12 protein-coding genes and 2 pseudogenes are annotated in these 15476 nt (G+C 58.6%); all 14 read left to right on the top strand.

Annotated elements, in window-relative coordinates:
- Positions 1–80 precede the first annotated feature (80 nt).
- The 14 genes and pseudogenes from modA (at position 81) to ACZK2V_RS11055 (ending at position 15452) form a co-directional block, all read left to right on the top strand.
- Entirely contained in the window at positions 81–824 is a 744-nt protein-coding gene (gene modA, locus ACZK2V_RS10990; RefSeq protein ID WP_026070511.1) for a molybdate ABC transporter substrate-binding protein, read from the top strand.
- A 3-nt stretch (positions 825–827) separates the two neighbouring features.
- Positions 828–1511 (top strand): molybdate ABC transporter permease subunit, encoded by a 684-nt coding sequence (gene modB / locus ACZK2V_RS10995; RefSeq protein WP_005413347.1) that lies wholly within the window; start codon positions 828–830, stop codon positions 1509–1511.
- Positions 1501–2160: pseudogene (locus ACZK2V_RS11000) on the top strand (ATP-binding cassette domain-containing protein); the annotation flags it as partial. The gene modB and the pseudogene ACZK2V_RS11000, both read left to right, overlap by 11 nt.
- 685 nt (positions 2161–2845) lie before the next feature.
- The gene (locus tag ACZK2V_RS11005) at positions 2846–4243 is read left to right on the top strand and encodes a sigma-54-dependent transcriptional regulator (RefSeq protein ID WP_026070510.1); all 1398 of its coding nucleotides are present in this window, start codon (positions 2846–2848) and stop codon (positions 4241–4243) included.
- Between the two features lie 9 nt (positions 4244–4252).
- On the top strand, positions 4253–6274 hold the full coding sequence (locus ACZK2V_RS11010; protein WP_017354487.1) for a cache domain-containing protein: 2022 nt from the start codon (positions 4253–4255) through the stop codon (positions 6272–6274).
- 153 nt (positions 6275–6427) lie between these two features.
- Positions 6428–6928, top strand: a pseudogene (locus ACZK2V_RS11015) (bestrophin family protein); the annotation flags it as partial.
- A gap of 40 nt (positions 6929–6968) precedes the next feature.
- Positions 6969–7319, top strand: a complete 351-nt coding sequence (locus ACZK2V_RS11020; protein ID WP_478476945.1) for a hypothetical protein — start codon at positions 6969–6971, stop codon at positions 7317–7319.
- 233 nt (positions 7320–7552) lie between these two features.
- On the top strand, positions 7553–9532 hold the full coding sequence (gene uvrB / locus ACZK2V_RS11025; RefSeq protein ID WP_017354485.1) for an excinuclease ABC subunit UvrB: 1980 nt from the start codon (positions 7553–7555) through the stop codon (positions 9530–9532).
- A gap of 212 nt (positions 9533–9744) precedes the next feature.
- Positions 9745–10020 (top strand): formaldehyde-responsive transcriptional repressor FrmR, encoded by a 276-nt coding sequence (frmR, locus tag ACZK2V_RS11030; RefSeq protein WP_017354484.1) that lies wholly within the window; start codon positions 9745–9747, stop codon positions 10018–10020.
- A gap of 503 nt (positions 10021–10523) precedes the next feature.
- Positions 10524–11852 carry a DUF3422 family protein gene (locus ACZK2V_RS11035; RefSeq protein ID WP_026070509.1) on the top strand — a complete coding sequence of 443 codons (1329 nt, stop codon included), beginning with the start codon at positions 10524–10526 and terminating at the stop codon, positions 11850–11852.
- Between the two features lie 68 nt (positions 11853–11920).
- Entirely contained in the window at positions 11921–12751 is an 831-nt protein-coding gene (gene fghA, locus ACZK2V_RS11040) for an S-formylglutathione hydrolase (protein ID WP_017354482.1), read from the top strand.
- Positions 12752–12766: 15 nt separating this feature from the next.
- Positions 12767–14071, top strand: a complete 1305-nt coding sequence (locus ACZK2V_RS11045; RefSeq protein ID WP_026070508.1) for an NAD(P)/FAD-dependent oxidoreductase — start codon at positions 12767–12769, stop codon at positions 14069–14071.
- A 54-nt stretch (positions 14072–14125) separates the two neighbouring features.
- Positions 14126–14605, top strand: a complete 480-nt coding sequence (locus ACZK2V_RS11050) for an AAA family ATPase (RefSeq protein ID WP_486323271.1) — start codon at positions 14126–14128, stop codon at positions 14603–14605.
- 82 nt (positions 14606–14687) lie between these two features.
- Positions 14688–15452 (top strand): AAA family ATPase, encoded by a 765-nt coding sequence (locus tag ACZK2V_RS11055; protein ID WP_486323272.1) that lies wholly within the window; start codon positions 14688–14690, stop codon positions 15450–15452.
- Positions 15453–15476 lie beyond the last annotated feature (24 nt).

A 15476-nucleotide genomic window follows, 5' to 3' on the forward strand; every position in this document is an offset into this window, starting at 1 on the left:
CGGGCCAGCTATGTAGCGCCTGCGATGCCAAGGATAGGCGGTGAAACCGATCTAAACCCAACCAAACGGGGAAACCAATGATGAAACGAGTTGGACTGTTGTTGCTGGGACTGCTGGCCACGGTGCCGGCCTTGGCGGCCGACCTGACGGTGTCGGCGGCATCGAGCTTGACCGAGAGCTTCCGCGAACTGGGCACCGCCTATGAGAAGGCACACCCGGGAACCAAGGTCGATTTCAACTTCGCCGCGTCCGGCGTGCTGCTGCAGCAGATCAGCCGCGGCGCGCCGGTGGATGTGTTCGCGTCGGCCGATGAAACCACGATGGACCAGGCCCAGCAGCAGGACCTGCTGGCGGCCGGCACCCGCGAGGTGTTCGCGGTGAACGCGCTGTGGGTGGTGGTGCCGCCGCAGGCCAAGGCTGCGCCGCGTACCTTGAAGGACCTGGCCGGTGCCGGTGTGCAGCGCATCGCACTGGGCAACCCGGACAGCGTGCCGGTCGGCCGCTATGCCAAGGGCGCGCTGGAAGCGGCGGGCCTGTGGCCGTCGGTGCAGGGCAAGACCATCACCACGCAGAACGTTCGCCAGTCGCTGGACTACGTGGCGCGCGGTGAAGTGGATGCCGGCTTCGTCTATGCCACCGATGCGCAGGCGATGCCTGATCGGGTGCGCCGTGCCTTCGCGGTGCCGGTGGCGGGGCGCATTGCCTATCCGTTGGCGGTGACCAAGGCCAGTGCGCAACCGGTTGAAGCCAAGCGCTTCACCACCTTCGTGCGTTCGGCACAGGGCCAGGCGATCCTGGCCAAGCATGGGTTCGGCAAGCCCTGAGGCATGGATCTCGACTGGAGCGCACTGTGGTTGTCGCTGAAGGTGGCCGGCTGGGCCACCGCGATCAATCTGGTGCTGGGCGTGGCACTGGGCGCGCTGCTGGCACGTCGGCGATTTCCTGGCCGTGAGCTGCTGGATTCGCTGCTGACCCTGCCGATGGTGCTGCCGCCGACCGTGCTGGGGTATTACCTGCTGGTGCTGATCGGCCGCAACGGCCCGATCGGCGCGTGGCTGCAGTCGTGGTTCGGCATCAACCTGGTGTTCACCTGGCAGGCGGCGGTGATCGCTGCGGCGGTGGCCTCGCTGCCGCTGGTGTTCAAGCCGGCACGCGCGGCGTTCGAGGAAGTGGATGGACAGTTGGAGCAGGCCGCACGCACGCTCGGTGTGTCCGAAGCAGCGGTGTTCTTCCGCATCACGCTGCCGCTGGCGTGGCGCGGCATCCTCGCCGGCCTGCTGCTGGCGTTTGCACGCGCGATGGGCGAGTTCGGCGCGACGCTGATGGTGGCGGGCAGCATTCCCGGCCGCACGCAGACGCTGTCGATCGCCATCTACGAAGCGGTGCAGGCCGGCCAGGACGGCAAGGCCAATGCGCTGGTGATCCTGACCTCGGTGGTGTGCATCGTGATCCTGCTGCTGGCCGCGCGGCTGGTGGGCGGACGTCGCCGGGAGCTGCGTGATGTGGCTTGACCTGCAGGTGCAGCGTCGCCTGCAGGCGGCCGGCCAGGATTTCGTATTGGACGTGTCGCTGCAGTGCACGCAGCGGCAGGTGGTGCTGTTCGGGCCCTCGGGCGCGGGCAAGAGCCTGACCCTGAAGGCGGTGGCCGGGCTGCTGAGGCCGGGCCAGGGTCATGTGCGCCTACAGGGGCAGACCCTGTTCGATGCGGCCACCGGTGTGGATCTGCCGCCGCAGCACCGCCGGCTGGGCTACGTGTTCCAGGATTACGCGCTGTTCCCACACCTGAGCGTGCGCCAGAACGTGGCGTTCGGTCTGCAGAAGGGCTGGTTGAATCCGCGGGTCGGCCAGCGCTTCGATGCGGTGGAGCAGTGGTTGCACGCATTCCGCATCGATACGGTGGGTGATCTGCTGCCCTCGCAGGTGTCCGGCGGCCAGCGCCAGCGTACCGCCTTGGCACGCGCCTTGGTGACGCAGCCGCAGGCGCTGCTGCTGGATGAACCGTTCTCCGCGCTGGACCAGGATCTTCGCCAGCACTTGCGGCAGGAGCTGGAGGCCGTGCTGGACGGGGCCGGTATTCCACTGCTGCTGATCAGCCATGATCCCAACGACATTGAGATATTTGGGGGCCAGATCGCCTGCATCGAAAATGGGCGACTGATCTCTCCTCCCGGCTCGCGTCAGAGGCCGACCCGTCAGCCCCGCCTTCTACCATCCTTAGTCGGCTCCCCAACAAGCCCGGGTCTTGAGGGGAAGAGCAACCATCAGTCAGTCGGAGACTCAGAGAGTCCAAAGCCACGATACATCTGCCCGCGAGCCGCGCAAATGGGAGACGACCCTGGTGCATAGGCATCTCTATGCCGGTAGGCGAGCGGTAGGGCCTGGACCTTCTTGCAAGGCGGATCGACTCGCCCGCGCTTGGCCGCGCTGCGTGGCTCCGGCCGAGGCGGGGACAACGCGCACCCAGCGCTTCCCATATGGCCGAATTGGCGTAATGATCCGCTCGAAGGGAGCGAGACTTCTCCAGCCTCCCGTGGCGACCGACCGCCGAGGGGCTTGGAGGGGCACGGAGGCCATTGGCGCTCTGGGCAATATGGCGAGGAGCCCCCGGTCCGTTTGGCCACCAAGAGGTCGATACTAGGCTCGTAGGGCAAGAGTTCCGGATTGGCATATGACTGAGGTCGACAGCATTGAACGTCTCAGACTGGCCTTTGGTGCACAACGTCCTACGTCGTGAGAGGGGGTGTTTTGTTCGATATGTCACCCGTCATCTAGCGGTCGAAAGATCGAAATGAACTCGAACACGAATCGACGGAACTAGCCACGCTTCAATTGTACTGAGGGAAACATGACGCCAAAGAGCGCCAACCAATCTTCCGAAGAGCGCGCAAACGGCGATCTTGCATGGCCGGACCTTGCGCGCTCATCGATACTGATCGTTGACGACGAACCTGGCATGCGTAGCTTCTTGGTTCGTGCCTTGCGACCGCGATGCAAAGTTGTGGAAGCTGCAGCTGACACCATTGAAGCGGAGCAGCATCTGACGGAGCGCCACTTTGACATCGTGATTGTGGACAACGTGTTGCCAGGGAAGAGTGGCATCGCGTGGCTGGAGGACCAGCGCAGGGGAGGGGTCTTGGCCGACTTCATTCTGATTACTGCGTACGCAGACTTGGATTCCGCTATCGGCGCTATCCGCGCGGGAGCGGCTGATTTTCTTCTCAAGCCTTTCAGAACCAATCAGTTGCTGGCCGCTATATCGCGCTGCCTGGAACGCGGTCGCCTACGGCGGGAGAATGCCATTCTCCGTCACGAGCTACATGGCTCCGGTGCACCAGCTGCGCTTCGAGACAGGCTCACAGGTAGCTCGCGTGCGATTCAGGCCACCAAGGATCTGATCGCGAAGGTCGCACCACTGCCCAGTAGCGTGCTGTTCACTGGAGAATCCGGCTCTGGAAAGGAGGTTGCCGCAAGATCGCTGCACGCGTTGTCCGCACGGGCATCTCATCCTTTCATTCCAATAAATTGTGCAGCTGTTCCCAGCGAGTTGATTGACGTTGAACTGTTCGGGAGTCTCAAAGGAACGTTCAGTGGAGCGAACTCGTCTCGCCAAGGACTGGTCGCCTATGCAGAAGGCGGAACATTGCTGTTTGACGAAGTCGCTGATCTTCCCTTGGCTCTCCAAGGAAAGCTGCTAAGGATGCTTGAAGATAGACGGATACGACCAGTTGGCGCAGATCGGGAGATTCCGATCGATGTCAGATTCATCTTCTCAACCAACAAGAATTTGGTTGCGGAAGTGAAGAATGGAACATTCCGGTCGGATCTCTACTATCGCATCAACGTTCTCGAGGTGTCGCTTCCTCGCCTTCATGACCGCGGCGCTGATGTGTTGGAGCTGGCGGCGGGCTTCATGCGTGAGCTGGGGCTGCAGCTTGGCCTTCAACCGATTCCGATCGACGAAAGGATCCGGGCATATCTTCAGAGCTACTCGTGGCCCGGGAACGTCCGCGAGCTTCACAACTACGTTGAGCGTAGCCTGATACTCGGACACTTTCCGACTCAGCTTGAGCGGTTGGAGTCACTCTCTGACCCACGAAGCCGGCTGCTCTCGGAGGTCGAGCGCAGGCACATCCTTGCAGTGCTTCGTGAGACTGGCGGAGATCGCGAAAGAGCGGCCACGATCTTGGGCATATCGCGAAAGACGATTGATCGTAAGTGCTCCAGTTGGAATGTATCAGCCTAGGAATCTGCAATGAACCGAGCGCGCTCAGTTCGCTTCCGCCTGCTTCTAATCGCGATCCTTCCAATGTTTGTGATCCTGCCGGCTATCGTCGGCGGACTCATCTACCAATGGGATTTGCGCTTCGACCGACTGCTCGCCTCGAAGGTTGGCGGGGACCTGAAAGTTGCGGGACAGTACATGAACCAGCTGCTCGTCAACGACCGCGCGACGCTGGCTGCGATTGCTGATTCGCAGAGCTTCCATGGCGTCATTAGCCAGGGGGTCAACAAGAATGCAGAGCTTGGCAGCCTACTAGCGTCGAAAGCCCAAGGTGGTTCACTAGACTTCATCGCACTGTTGGATTCAAACGGTCGCTTGTTGGCTAGTAGTGAGCCGGCCTCGCCAGCTGAGCTTGACTTGGACTGGTCAGTCATCGAAAAGGCCCTGAAGGGAGCGTCCAGCGTGGAGGTGGGGGTGGTAAGCCGGGACGATCTGATGGAGATCTCCCCAAAGCTCGCCGCACGGGCCGAGGTCATTCGTCCGCATAACGCAAGGAATCCTGTCGATTCGGCCCAGAGTGAGAAGCGGGGCCTAATGATTCAAGCTGCAACGCCGGTTGCACTTCCAAACAATCAGGTTGGCGTCTTGATTGCGGGTACTCTGCTGAACCACAACACCGAGTTCATCAAGCAGATCACTGATCTTGTCTACCGAGATAAGGCCCTGCGTACTGGCGCAACAGGGATAGCCTCCATCTTCCTTGGTGATACCCGCATCAGCACCAACGCGTTGTTGGCGGGAGGGAACCCAGCGTCGGGGACACGGGTGTCTTCTGAAGTGGCCGAGGCCGTGCTGGGCCAGGGAAAGACCTGGCAGGCGAGAGCCTACGTAGTCAATGATTGGTACATTGCCGGCTATATGCCCATTCTCAATGGCCGGGGCGTACCTATTGGTATGCTCTTCGTGGGCTTTCTGGAGGAGCCATTCACCACCGCCCGTCGAAATTCCATCGGAGCGATCGTGTTCGGTTGCCTCCTTGTTGCAGTCATCACCGTACCCCTTTTTCTGTACATCGCTCGCGGCGTGTTCAAGCCACTTGAGCGGATGGATCAGGCAATTGGACGGGTCAAGGCGGGCGACCGCAGTGCTCGCTCCGGAGCAGGGGCATCCAATGATGAAATCGGACGTGTCGCTTCGCACTTGGACCAGCTGCTCTGTCAGCTGGAAGAGAAGGAACGGCAGCTGGTCGCCTGGAACGAGGAGCTCAATTCCAGGGTAGAGGAGCGAACTGCTGGTCTCGCACTAGCCAATAGACGGTTGGAAGAGACGACCCAGCACCTGATTGTCACTGAGAAGCTGGCAACAATTGGCGAGATCGCAGCAGGAATAGCGCACGAGATCAACAATCCGCTTGCCGTCATGCAGGGGAACCTCGAGCTTCTGCGTGACTCGATCAGGGAGCCCGAGGGTCAAGGGTTTGGAGAAGAGATTGACCTCATTGAGGATCAAATTGGGCGTATCAGCACCATTGTTTCCAAGTTGCTGCAGTTCTCCAAGCCCAGTGAGTACTCCGGTCATAGTGAGCTGTTAGAGCCTGCCACGCTGATGTTGGAGACGCTGCCCCTGATTCAACACCTCATCAAGCGCCATCCCGTGAAGATAGAGAAGAACTTCCTGTCCACACGGCTCGTAACGGGCAATCGGGGCGAGCTGCAGCAAATTCTTGTGAACCTCCTGATCAATGCAATCTATGTCATGCAGAAGGGCGGAACGCTGGGATTGGCGACGTTGGACGTTGACGACGTTCATGGTCACCCTGGCGTCGCTTTGCGAGTCTCAGATACTGGAAGCGGCATTCCTCAGGACATTCTGGTCCGAATTTTTGAGCCATTCTTTACGACCAAACATCGTCAAGGTACTGGGCTGGGTCTTTCCATCAGTCAGATGCTTGCCAACCGCCACGGTGGCAGCCTGTCGGTAGTGAGAACCGGCCTGACAGGGACGGTCATTGAACTATGGATGCCCGAGGCTGCCGACGATGAACTGCTTTAGACCTGCTGTAGCAGTGTCATGCGAACGGCGTGATGTCATTCGCATTTCGAACTCAAGTGGAAGGAATTTGTTGCCTAGGCGTATCGACGCCAGCAGTCGATCAATGAATCAGAGGTTGGCATGACACACCGTCTCCCAGATGTTGAAACGAGAATGCGAAGGCAGCCGACGTTGTGGGACGTTGCGTTTGCCGTCAGGGGTACCATCCTGCCCAGGATCGCATTGCATCTACTACTGATTAGCATTGTGACCGCAGGAGCGGTGCTCGCATCAACGGAGCATCCAGGAATCTTTGCTCGCTTCAGTGCCGTTCCGTTCACGCTCATTGGTATCGCACTTTCCGTATTCATGAGCTTTCGAAACAACGCTTGCTACTCCAGATGGTGGGAGGCGAGGCACCTTTGGGGTGACCTGGTCATAGCGTGTCGCTCAATAGCCAGGCAGACGTCCCTGCTGGATCCAAACAGCCGAGCACAGATCCTGCGAGGCCTGTGTGGCTTCAGTGCTGGCCTCTATTCTCGACTGCGCCGGGCCGACGAAGCCCATGCGATCGCACCTTGGTGGGATATTGGCAAGGCATCACAAGGCCCGAATCCGACGGACGCTGTGCTCCAGGGCATTGGCTTGAAGCTTGCCCATCTGGCTCATGAGGGAAGGATCGACTCGATTCAGTACTCGGTGATGGATAAGCAGCTTGCCAACTTGGCTCGTATCCAGGGGGGGGTGCGAGAGGATACTCAATACTCCGATTCCATTCTCGTATTCGCTGCTGCTTCACCGGACTGCGATCGTATTCTGCACAACACTTCCTTTTGCGCTGGCAGGAACATTGGGGTGGTGGACCTTTTTACCGGTGCTCATTGTGGCGTACACGTTTTTTGGTCTCGATGCGCTGGGCCGTCAGCTGGAGGAGCCATTCAGTTCCGCGCCGAACGCGCTCCCGATCTACTCAATGCAGAGGACGATCGAGACAGAGCTAATGTCAACGCTGGCTCTGACTGCGGTCGATCAGGAGTCGGTACAGCAGCCAGGTAGGGAGGAGTGAGGCGTGAGCGGAGGGCGGCGGGTGCACTTCTGAGGCCGCTCCGGCATGTAACGACATGCCAGCTCACGCCCTAGCGCTAGTCAGGCATGGGTTGCCAGGCTCACCTGAAAGGAACTCGCCCAAAGATAGCATTCGTACAGCCCCCTTGGTTCCGCTCGCACATATGGGATGGAGTCTGTGAGACGGGAATAGTTCCTCTAACGATCAAGAATGAGCCAGTAGGAGCGTAAGTGATGTCAACAGATATGTTCGTAATGCATTCGGATCATACGCCGGCCGGGGATCAACCCGAAGCGATTGCCAGGCTAATTGCTGGCATCGAGGAGGGAGCAACACATCAGACCTTGAAGGGAATTACAGGGTCAGGGAAGACCTTCACGATGGCCAATGTGATCCATCGGCTGAAGCGACCCACGCTCATTCTTGCGCCAAACAAGACGTTGACTGCTCAGCTCTACGGGGAGATGAAGGCGCTGTTCCCCGAGAACGCCGTGGAGTATTTCGTTTCCTACTACGACTTCTTCCAGCCAGAGGTCTATATCCCAGGTAGCGATCGTTACATCCAGAAAGACTCAGCCATCAATGATCACCTTGAGAGGCTTCGACTATCGACTACGAAGTCTCTGATTGAGCGTAGAGACGTGATTGTTGTCGCTTCGGTGTCCTCAATCTATGGACTGGGAGACCCACAGAGCTACCGGGATCTGCAGGTTGAGCTTGCGCTTGGAATCGAACTGGATCAGAGGGACTTCCTGCGTCGGCTTGCATCGCTTCAGTACGACAGGACTGAGCGGACCCTGAAGCGTGGCACGTTCCGTGTGTCTGGCGATGTGGTCGATATTTTTCCCGCCGACTCTGAGTACAAGGCAATTAGAGTAGAGCTCACGGACGAGGGGAGAGTGCAGTCGCTCACCTGGATTGATGCGGTTACAGGGAAGAAGCTTGGCGATGAGACGCGCTACCTCGTTTCTCCAAAGACACTCTTCGCAAGCCCCAAAACAGAAATCAATGAGGCTACGAAGGCCATCCTCAAGGATTTGGAGGCCAGGGTGACGGAGCTCAACGCATCTGGTCGAATCGTTGAGGCAAATAGGCTTTACGAGAAGATCACGAACGACGTGGAGATGATGAGGGAGCTGGGATATTGCTCTGGCATGGAGAACTACTCCAGTTACCTGAACTCGAAGCCTTCAGGAGCTAGGCCGACGACACTCATGGACTACCTCCCGAAGGATGGCCTGCTATTTGTTGATGAGTCGCACGTCATGGTTCCTCAGATCGAGGCGATGTTCAGGAGCGATCAGAGCAGGAAGGATACTCTAATCGAGTACGGGTTCCGTCTACCTTCGGCGATGAACAACAGACCGCTTAGCTTCTCTGAGTTTGAAGCCATCAAGCCCCAGACGATCTTCGTTTCGGCTACGCCTGGCGCCTATGAGATTGGGAGATCCAAGGGAAGATTGATTGACCAGCTCATCAGGCCCACTGGCTTGCTCGATCCGCTGGTAGAGGTGAGGCCGAGGGAGGGCTACAGGCACGATCTTCTGTCAGAGATCGCCCGTTGTGTACGAGAGGGCGACAGGGTCTTGGTGACCACGCTGACAAAGGTGTCTGCTGAGGAGCTGTGCGAGTTCCTCGAGGATCAAGGGGTGCGTGCGAAGTACATGCACTCGGATATCAAGGCAGAGGATCGAGTTGAGATCATCAATGGGCTGAGGGCCGGCGAGTTCGATGTGCTAGTGGGTATCAGCCTGCTGAGAGAGGGGCTCGATATTCCTGAGGCCTCTCTGGTCGCTATCGTTGATGCGGACCAGGCGGGCTTCCTTCGGTCGAGCCAGGCCCTCATTCAGATGATTGGACGAGCCGCAAGAAACTCGCGCGGTAAGGCGATCATGTATGCCGATACGATCACTAGTGCGATGCGGCAGGCCATTTCTGAGACTGATGACAGGCGACAGCATCAGATCGCGTTCAATGAGGAGTTCGGCATCACCCCGTCAACGTCTCGCGGAATGTTGGGATCAACAGAGGCTCGACCTGACCGGTCGCAAGCCCATTCAGCGGAGTTCTGCGCCAACCTAAAAGACCTCTGTGATCGAATTACATCAAAGGAGCGACAGCTTCTGGAGCTCTCTGATGCCGGGGACGAGGAGGAGATCGAGTTCGTCAGGCTGGAGCTAGACAAGCTATACCGCCAATTCATCTACATGTAACCACTCTTTCGAGTGGTGGGGCGTGGCTCCTACAGGAGCCCGCCTTTTGTGGTGTGGGGGTGGGGCGGGAGGGGTCTGTCACTGGCCTCTGGCGGCGGCTCGAAATCAGGCGCAGACTCAGTTGACGGAGTTAAAGACCCTCGCAGATTGCTAGCTTGCATACTATCGGGGAGTATAGTATCGTTCCCTCATGTGATACGGACAGGTGCGCAATGCCTCACAGCCCTCGGGAGAAAAAGCAGGCCCTTACCCGCGTACGTCGGATCAGCGGACAGGTGGCTGCATTGGAGCAGGCTCTGGAGAGCGGGGCGGAATGTGCTGCAGTACTTCAGCAGCTTGCTGCTGTGCGCGGGGCGGTCAATGGTTTGATGGCGACGGTTCTGGAGAGCTATCTGCGTGAAGAGTTCCCGCATAGCGACACCCACACCGACTCTCAAAGGAAGTCGATTGACGAGACCATCTCTATTGTCCGCTCCTATCTCCGTTAGTCAGTTCGCGACATTGCTTGATGGCGCTAGTACTAAGTAGAGGAGGCAATCTATGGGTGTCCGAACTACTTCATTTCCAAGTAGAACCCGCCATTCCTAACCCCTTCGTGGGTTAGGGCGTCACGACTAGGACGTTGAGGCCTTTCCAGGAGGCTCCAAGGCATGCTGGATGATGTCAGTCGAGTTGCGCCTGTCTGTATTTCTTGGAGCGGGCAATCTCTGTCGGCATCGTTGCCTTCGGCATCTGACTGAGTCATGGGAGGCCCTTTGAAGTGAGCTTCCAGCCTCGTTGCGACTCCCATGCGGTCCGCGCCTGGCTGGAAGGTGGGAGAGCAAGGGCCTGCGATCTATGCGGTGCTGTCCTCCCAGCTTGTTGTGGTTCCCACTACCGCCCTACACCAGAGCCGGCTCCACCACACGACCTTTCGCTGAGCTATCGCACAAGCAAGTGATAGACCTCCCGTGAGCGGTGTTTAGAAGATCATCCATTCTTGAGGCTATGTATGAATGACCCATCCGGCCTGAGCCAAGCTGCAGGCACGCCAGCAGAAGGCTACGTATATGGGATGCCGGCGCACGCGGACCGCCGCGCCGCCGTTGAGGAAGTCCATGCGCGACCGCACCTTCTCACCCAGTCTCCGCGAAGCCTTCTCCAGCTCTCCTTCATGACAGAAGGGGACATGAGTCGAGATCGTGCCGCGATCGACGATCTTTCAGGTCGTATGGGGGCTGCAGTCGAGGATCACACCACACCTCATCACGCGCTTACGTGGAATGAGGGTGATCTGCACTGCGAGAAGCACACTGAGTTCTCTTCCTACCTCTGGAGCGCACCACTGAGCTCAGAAACAGGTGAGCCTTGTGGGGACAACCCGTTTAGACAGGGATTCAAGCCGCCAGGACCCGTGATCTCGGCTGTTAGCGTCAGGCTTTTGCCTTGGACCGCGGAGGCGGAGAAGGAAATAGATTGCTTTGATCCCGTCAGCCGCTGCTACTCGCTGGTTGAGAACGGTGCCGCGGCCATTGTGACCGACTTCCGTCAAGACGAGGAAGGGCTAACCCACATGCTCATCCTTGATCGCGACCTGACTCCGGCGCGGGCAGGAGCGCTGGCGCAACGACTGCTCGAGGTCGAGACATACCGAACGCTTGCCCTCCTAGCGCTACCGCTGACTCGTTCCATGACGTCGAATCTTCGTCGCATGGAGGCGCGTCTGGCTGCAATTACTGAAGAGATGCGCAGGGCCTCCGGCGGACGTCGTGACAGTGACGTGCTCCTCTCGGATTTGACCAGCCTGGCTGCAGAGTTGGAGGCGGACGCCGCGGCAAATCTCTATAGGTTTGGTGCAAGTCGGGCTTACTACGAAATTGTTGAAGAGCGACTGGATGCGTTGGCGGAGGATCAAGTTGCCGGCTATAGCACCTGGGCGGACTTCTTGTATCGAAGGATTGCACCGGCCATGCGAACTTGCCAGTCAGTGAAGGAGCGACAGGGGAAGCTCTCAGACAAGTTGACGCGCTCGATCTCGCTCCTCCGGTCGTGGATTGATGTTGAGCTCGAGCGGCAGAACCGCGACCTACTGGCGTCCATGAATGAACGGGCGAAGGTTCAGCTGCGCCTGCAGCAGACGGTGGAAGGTTTGTCGGTGGCCGCCATCTCGTACTACGTCGTGAGTCTTCTCGCATACCTGCTCAAGGGTTTGCCTGGGACGCATGACATCGCAGCAACCGTCACTGCGATCTTGGTTCCCGCTGTATTGCTGCTGATTTGGTGGATTGTCCGAAGGATCAGGCATGCACACGGTGACTCGGCAGTCGAGGACAAGGCCTAAAGCCTCGCTTAAGGCCACATTCGATTCGCGATAGATGGCCTATCAAATTCAACTCAGAGGAAAGAACAATGGAACGCATTGAGCGTCACGCAAGCTTCGGTGGATGGCAGGACGTCTACCAGCATGAATCATCCAGCCTTGGTTGCACCATGAAGTTTGGAGTCTATCTCCCTCCGCAGGCGTCCAGCGGCCCGGTACCTGTTCTCTACTGGCTCTCTGGCCTGACGTGCACAGAGCAGAACTTCATCACCAAGTCTGCAGTGCAGCAGCTCGCTGCTGAGCATGGCATTGCCATCGTTGCTCCGGATACAAGTCCGCGCGGAGAGTCCGTCGCGGATGATCCAGCTTACGATCTCGGCCAAGGTGCGGGGTTCTACGTCAATGCCACCGAGGCACCGTGGTCCGACCACTACCGCATGTATGACTACGTTGTAAGTGAGCTGCCTGCTCTCGTTGAGAAGAACTTCCCTGTTAGCCAGGCTCGCTCAATTAGCGGCCACTCAATGGGCGGCCACGGTGCCTTGGTCATCGCTTTGCGAAATCCAGGTCGCTATCGCAGCGTATCCGCCTTCTCTCCGATCGTGGCACCCACCCAGGCTCCTTGGGGCCAGAAGGCGTTTTCGGCCTACTTGGGGGGAGATCAGGAGCAGTGGCGGCAGTATGACGCCGTGGAGCTGATTGCAGATGCAAAGGAGCGCCTGCCCCTGCTCGTGGATCAAGGGCTCAGCGATGATTTCTTGCAGAATCAGCTCCGCCCCGAACTGCTTCAAGATGCATGCGCCAAGGTGAATCATCCGCTTTCGCTGAACCTTCGCGATGGTTACGACCATAGCTACTACTTCATCTCCAGCTTCATTGCCGATCATCTCAAGCACCACGCATCGGCGCTGAACACCTAACCAAGGAGTGCTGCCGTGATCAAGACCTCCAGAAATCGTCATCAAGTTGTGATCGTTGGGGCGGGCTTCGGCGGACTGGAGGCCGCCACGCACCTTGAAGGAGTGGATGTCGATGTAACAATCATTGACCGGCGGAACTATCACTTGTTCCAGCCGCTGCTCTACCAGGTGGCTGGTGCGTCACTGTCACCGTCGGAGATCGCATGGCCGATCCGCTATCTGTTCCGTGACCGCCCGGAGGTCAGAACCCTCATGGCGGAGGTCGAGGGTGTGGATAAAGCTGCCCGCCAAGTGATCCTTCAGGACGGCACTCGATACCCTTACGACACCCTTGTGCTCGCTACGGGAGCAACACATGCCTACTTTGGGCATGACGAATGGTCGAAGTACGCTCCAGGCCTGAAGAGCCTGGAGGATGCAACAACCATTCGAGGCAGGATCTTGAGCGCGTTCGAGCAAGCGGAGCTCTGCAATGATCCCGAGGTTCGAGAGGCCCTTCAAACCTTTGTGATCATTGGTGGTGGGCCTACAGGTGTCGAGCTTGCCGGAACCATCGCGGAGCTGGCGCGTGGCACGCTGCAGGATGACTTTCGGTCAGTTGATCCCAGCAAAACCCGGGTATTTCTCATTGAGGCGGGTCCGCGGCTGCTCCCCGTCTTTCCTGAAAAGCTCTCCGAGTACACGAGGCGCGCCCTCGAGAAGCTTGGGGTATCCGTTTTGTTGGGGGCCCCTGTCACCGAGTGCGCCTCTGATGGGGTGATGCTCAATGGCAAGAAGCTGGCGGCATCCACAATCGTCTGGGCAGCGGGAGTTCAGGCGTCTCCAGCCGCACGTTGGCTCGACACCGAATCAGATCGGGCGGGGCGCGCAATCGTCGGCCCTGATCTAACGGTGCCTGGTTCCCCCAACATTTTCGTGATCGGGGACACTGCTTCATCAGCCACTGCGGACGGAAAGACCGTTCCTGGAATCGCGCCGGCGGCCAAGCAGCAAGGCAAGTACGTCGCGGGCCAGATTGAAGGGCTGATAACAGGGGCGCGGAGGACCGCTGCATTCAAGTACCGGCACCAGGGCAACCTCGCCACGATTGGACGCAGCCTTGCAGTAATCGATATGGGGAAGCTAAAGCTGAGCGGAGGAATCGCATGGTGGATCTGGAAGCTCGCTCACATCTACTTCCTTATCGGAGTGCGAAATCGCCTGAGCGTCGCAATGAGCTGGGTATGGAATCACAGCGTTGGATACAGAGGGGCTCGCATCATCCTCCGTGAAAAAGCAAGCAATGCCACAAGCGGCTCATTGGATGGGAAGCTGAAATAGGGGCCAAGACGCTCTGAATGCACACTCGCAACTGACTTCCCGAAGGAGAACACCTTGGCAGATCTATTCACAGCGAAACCAAGGGCACCACTGGCCGAACTGCTACGACCGAAGTCTCTCGACGAGTTCGTTGGGCAGCAACACCTGCTGGGGCCGGGGAAGCCTTTGCGTCTTGCCTTTGAAGCAAGAAGTCTGCACTCCTTCATCATGTGGGGGCCCCCGGGCGTCGGTAAGACCACCCTGGGGCGCCTCGCAGCGATGGTGACTGACAGTCACTTCATTGCGATCTCCGCCGTACTCGCCGGGGTAAAGGACATCAGGCAGGCCATTGATGATGCGCGGGCCGAACTCGACGTCCGCGGTCGCTCCACGGTACTTTTCGTCGACGAAATTCACCGGTTCAACAAGGCCCAGCAGGATGCGCTGCTACCTCACGTTGAATCAGGGCTACTCACGCTGGTGGGCGGCACCACAGAGCATCCAGGACTGGCCGTTAACTCGGCGCTGCTTTCGCGCGCAGGTGTACACACTTGAGCCTCTGTCTGACGCAGATCTTGAGAAGCTCTACGAACGCGCCAGACCTCACTTGCGAGGCGTTGACCTCTCCGATCCCGCATTGCAGCTGCTGAAGGGCTTCGCTGATGGTGATGGCCGCAGATTCCTGAATCTTCTCGAGCAGGTCTCAACTGCGGCCTCTGAGAAGCGGGTGGAAGAGGTGGATCTTGAGTTTGCCAAGCGCTCCACCAGCCCGTCACTGCGTCGATTCGATAAGGGCGGGGACGAGTTCTATTGGCAGCTCTCCGCGTTTCACAAATCACTGCGTGGCTCTGATCCCGACGCCTCCCTCTACTGGCTAGCGCGCATTCTGGATGGGGGCGGGGACGTGAGCCAGGTCACACGTCGAATGATTGTTATGGCAAGCGAAGATATCGGAAATGCTGATCCGGGCGCTCTGCACTTGGCCATCCACGCTGCGCAGGCGTATGAGCGACTTGGCTCTCCTGAAGGTGAAATTGTCTTGGCCCAGGCTGCGACCTATCTGGCGCTCTCCCCCAAGTCGAATGCGTCCTATGCGGCTTGGGATCTAGCAAGGGCCTTCGTCAAGGAGCACGGATCATTACCAGTTCCCATGCATCTTCGGAATGCTCCAGCGAAGCTTATGAGGCAGATGGGGTATCGACAAGCATATCGCTACGCGCATCATGAGCCAGACGGCTACGCAGCTGGACAGACGTACCTGCCGGAGGGTGTGGAGAGGCCGAACTGGTATCGGCCCACTGATCGGGGAGCTGAGCGCGCCTTGGCTGAGAGACAGGCATGGCAGCGAGCCTTGGATGAAGAGGCATCGCAAACCGAAGCCGATCCCTCTTCGGGCCAGTGATCCAGCTGAACTTAACGTCTACAA

The sequence above is a fragment of the Stenotrophomonas sp. 93052_Sma genome (assembly GCF_056481145.1).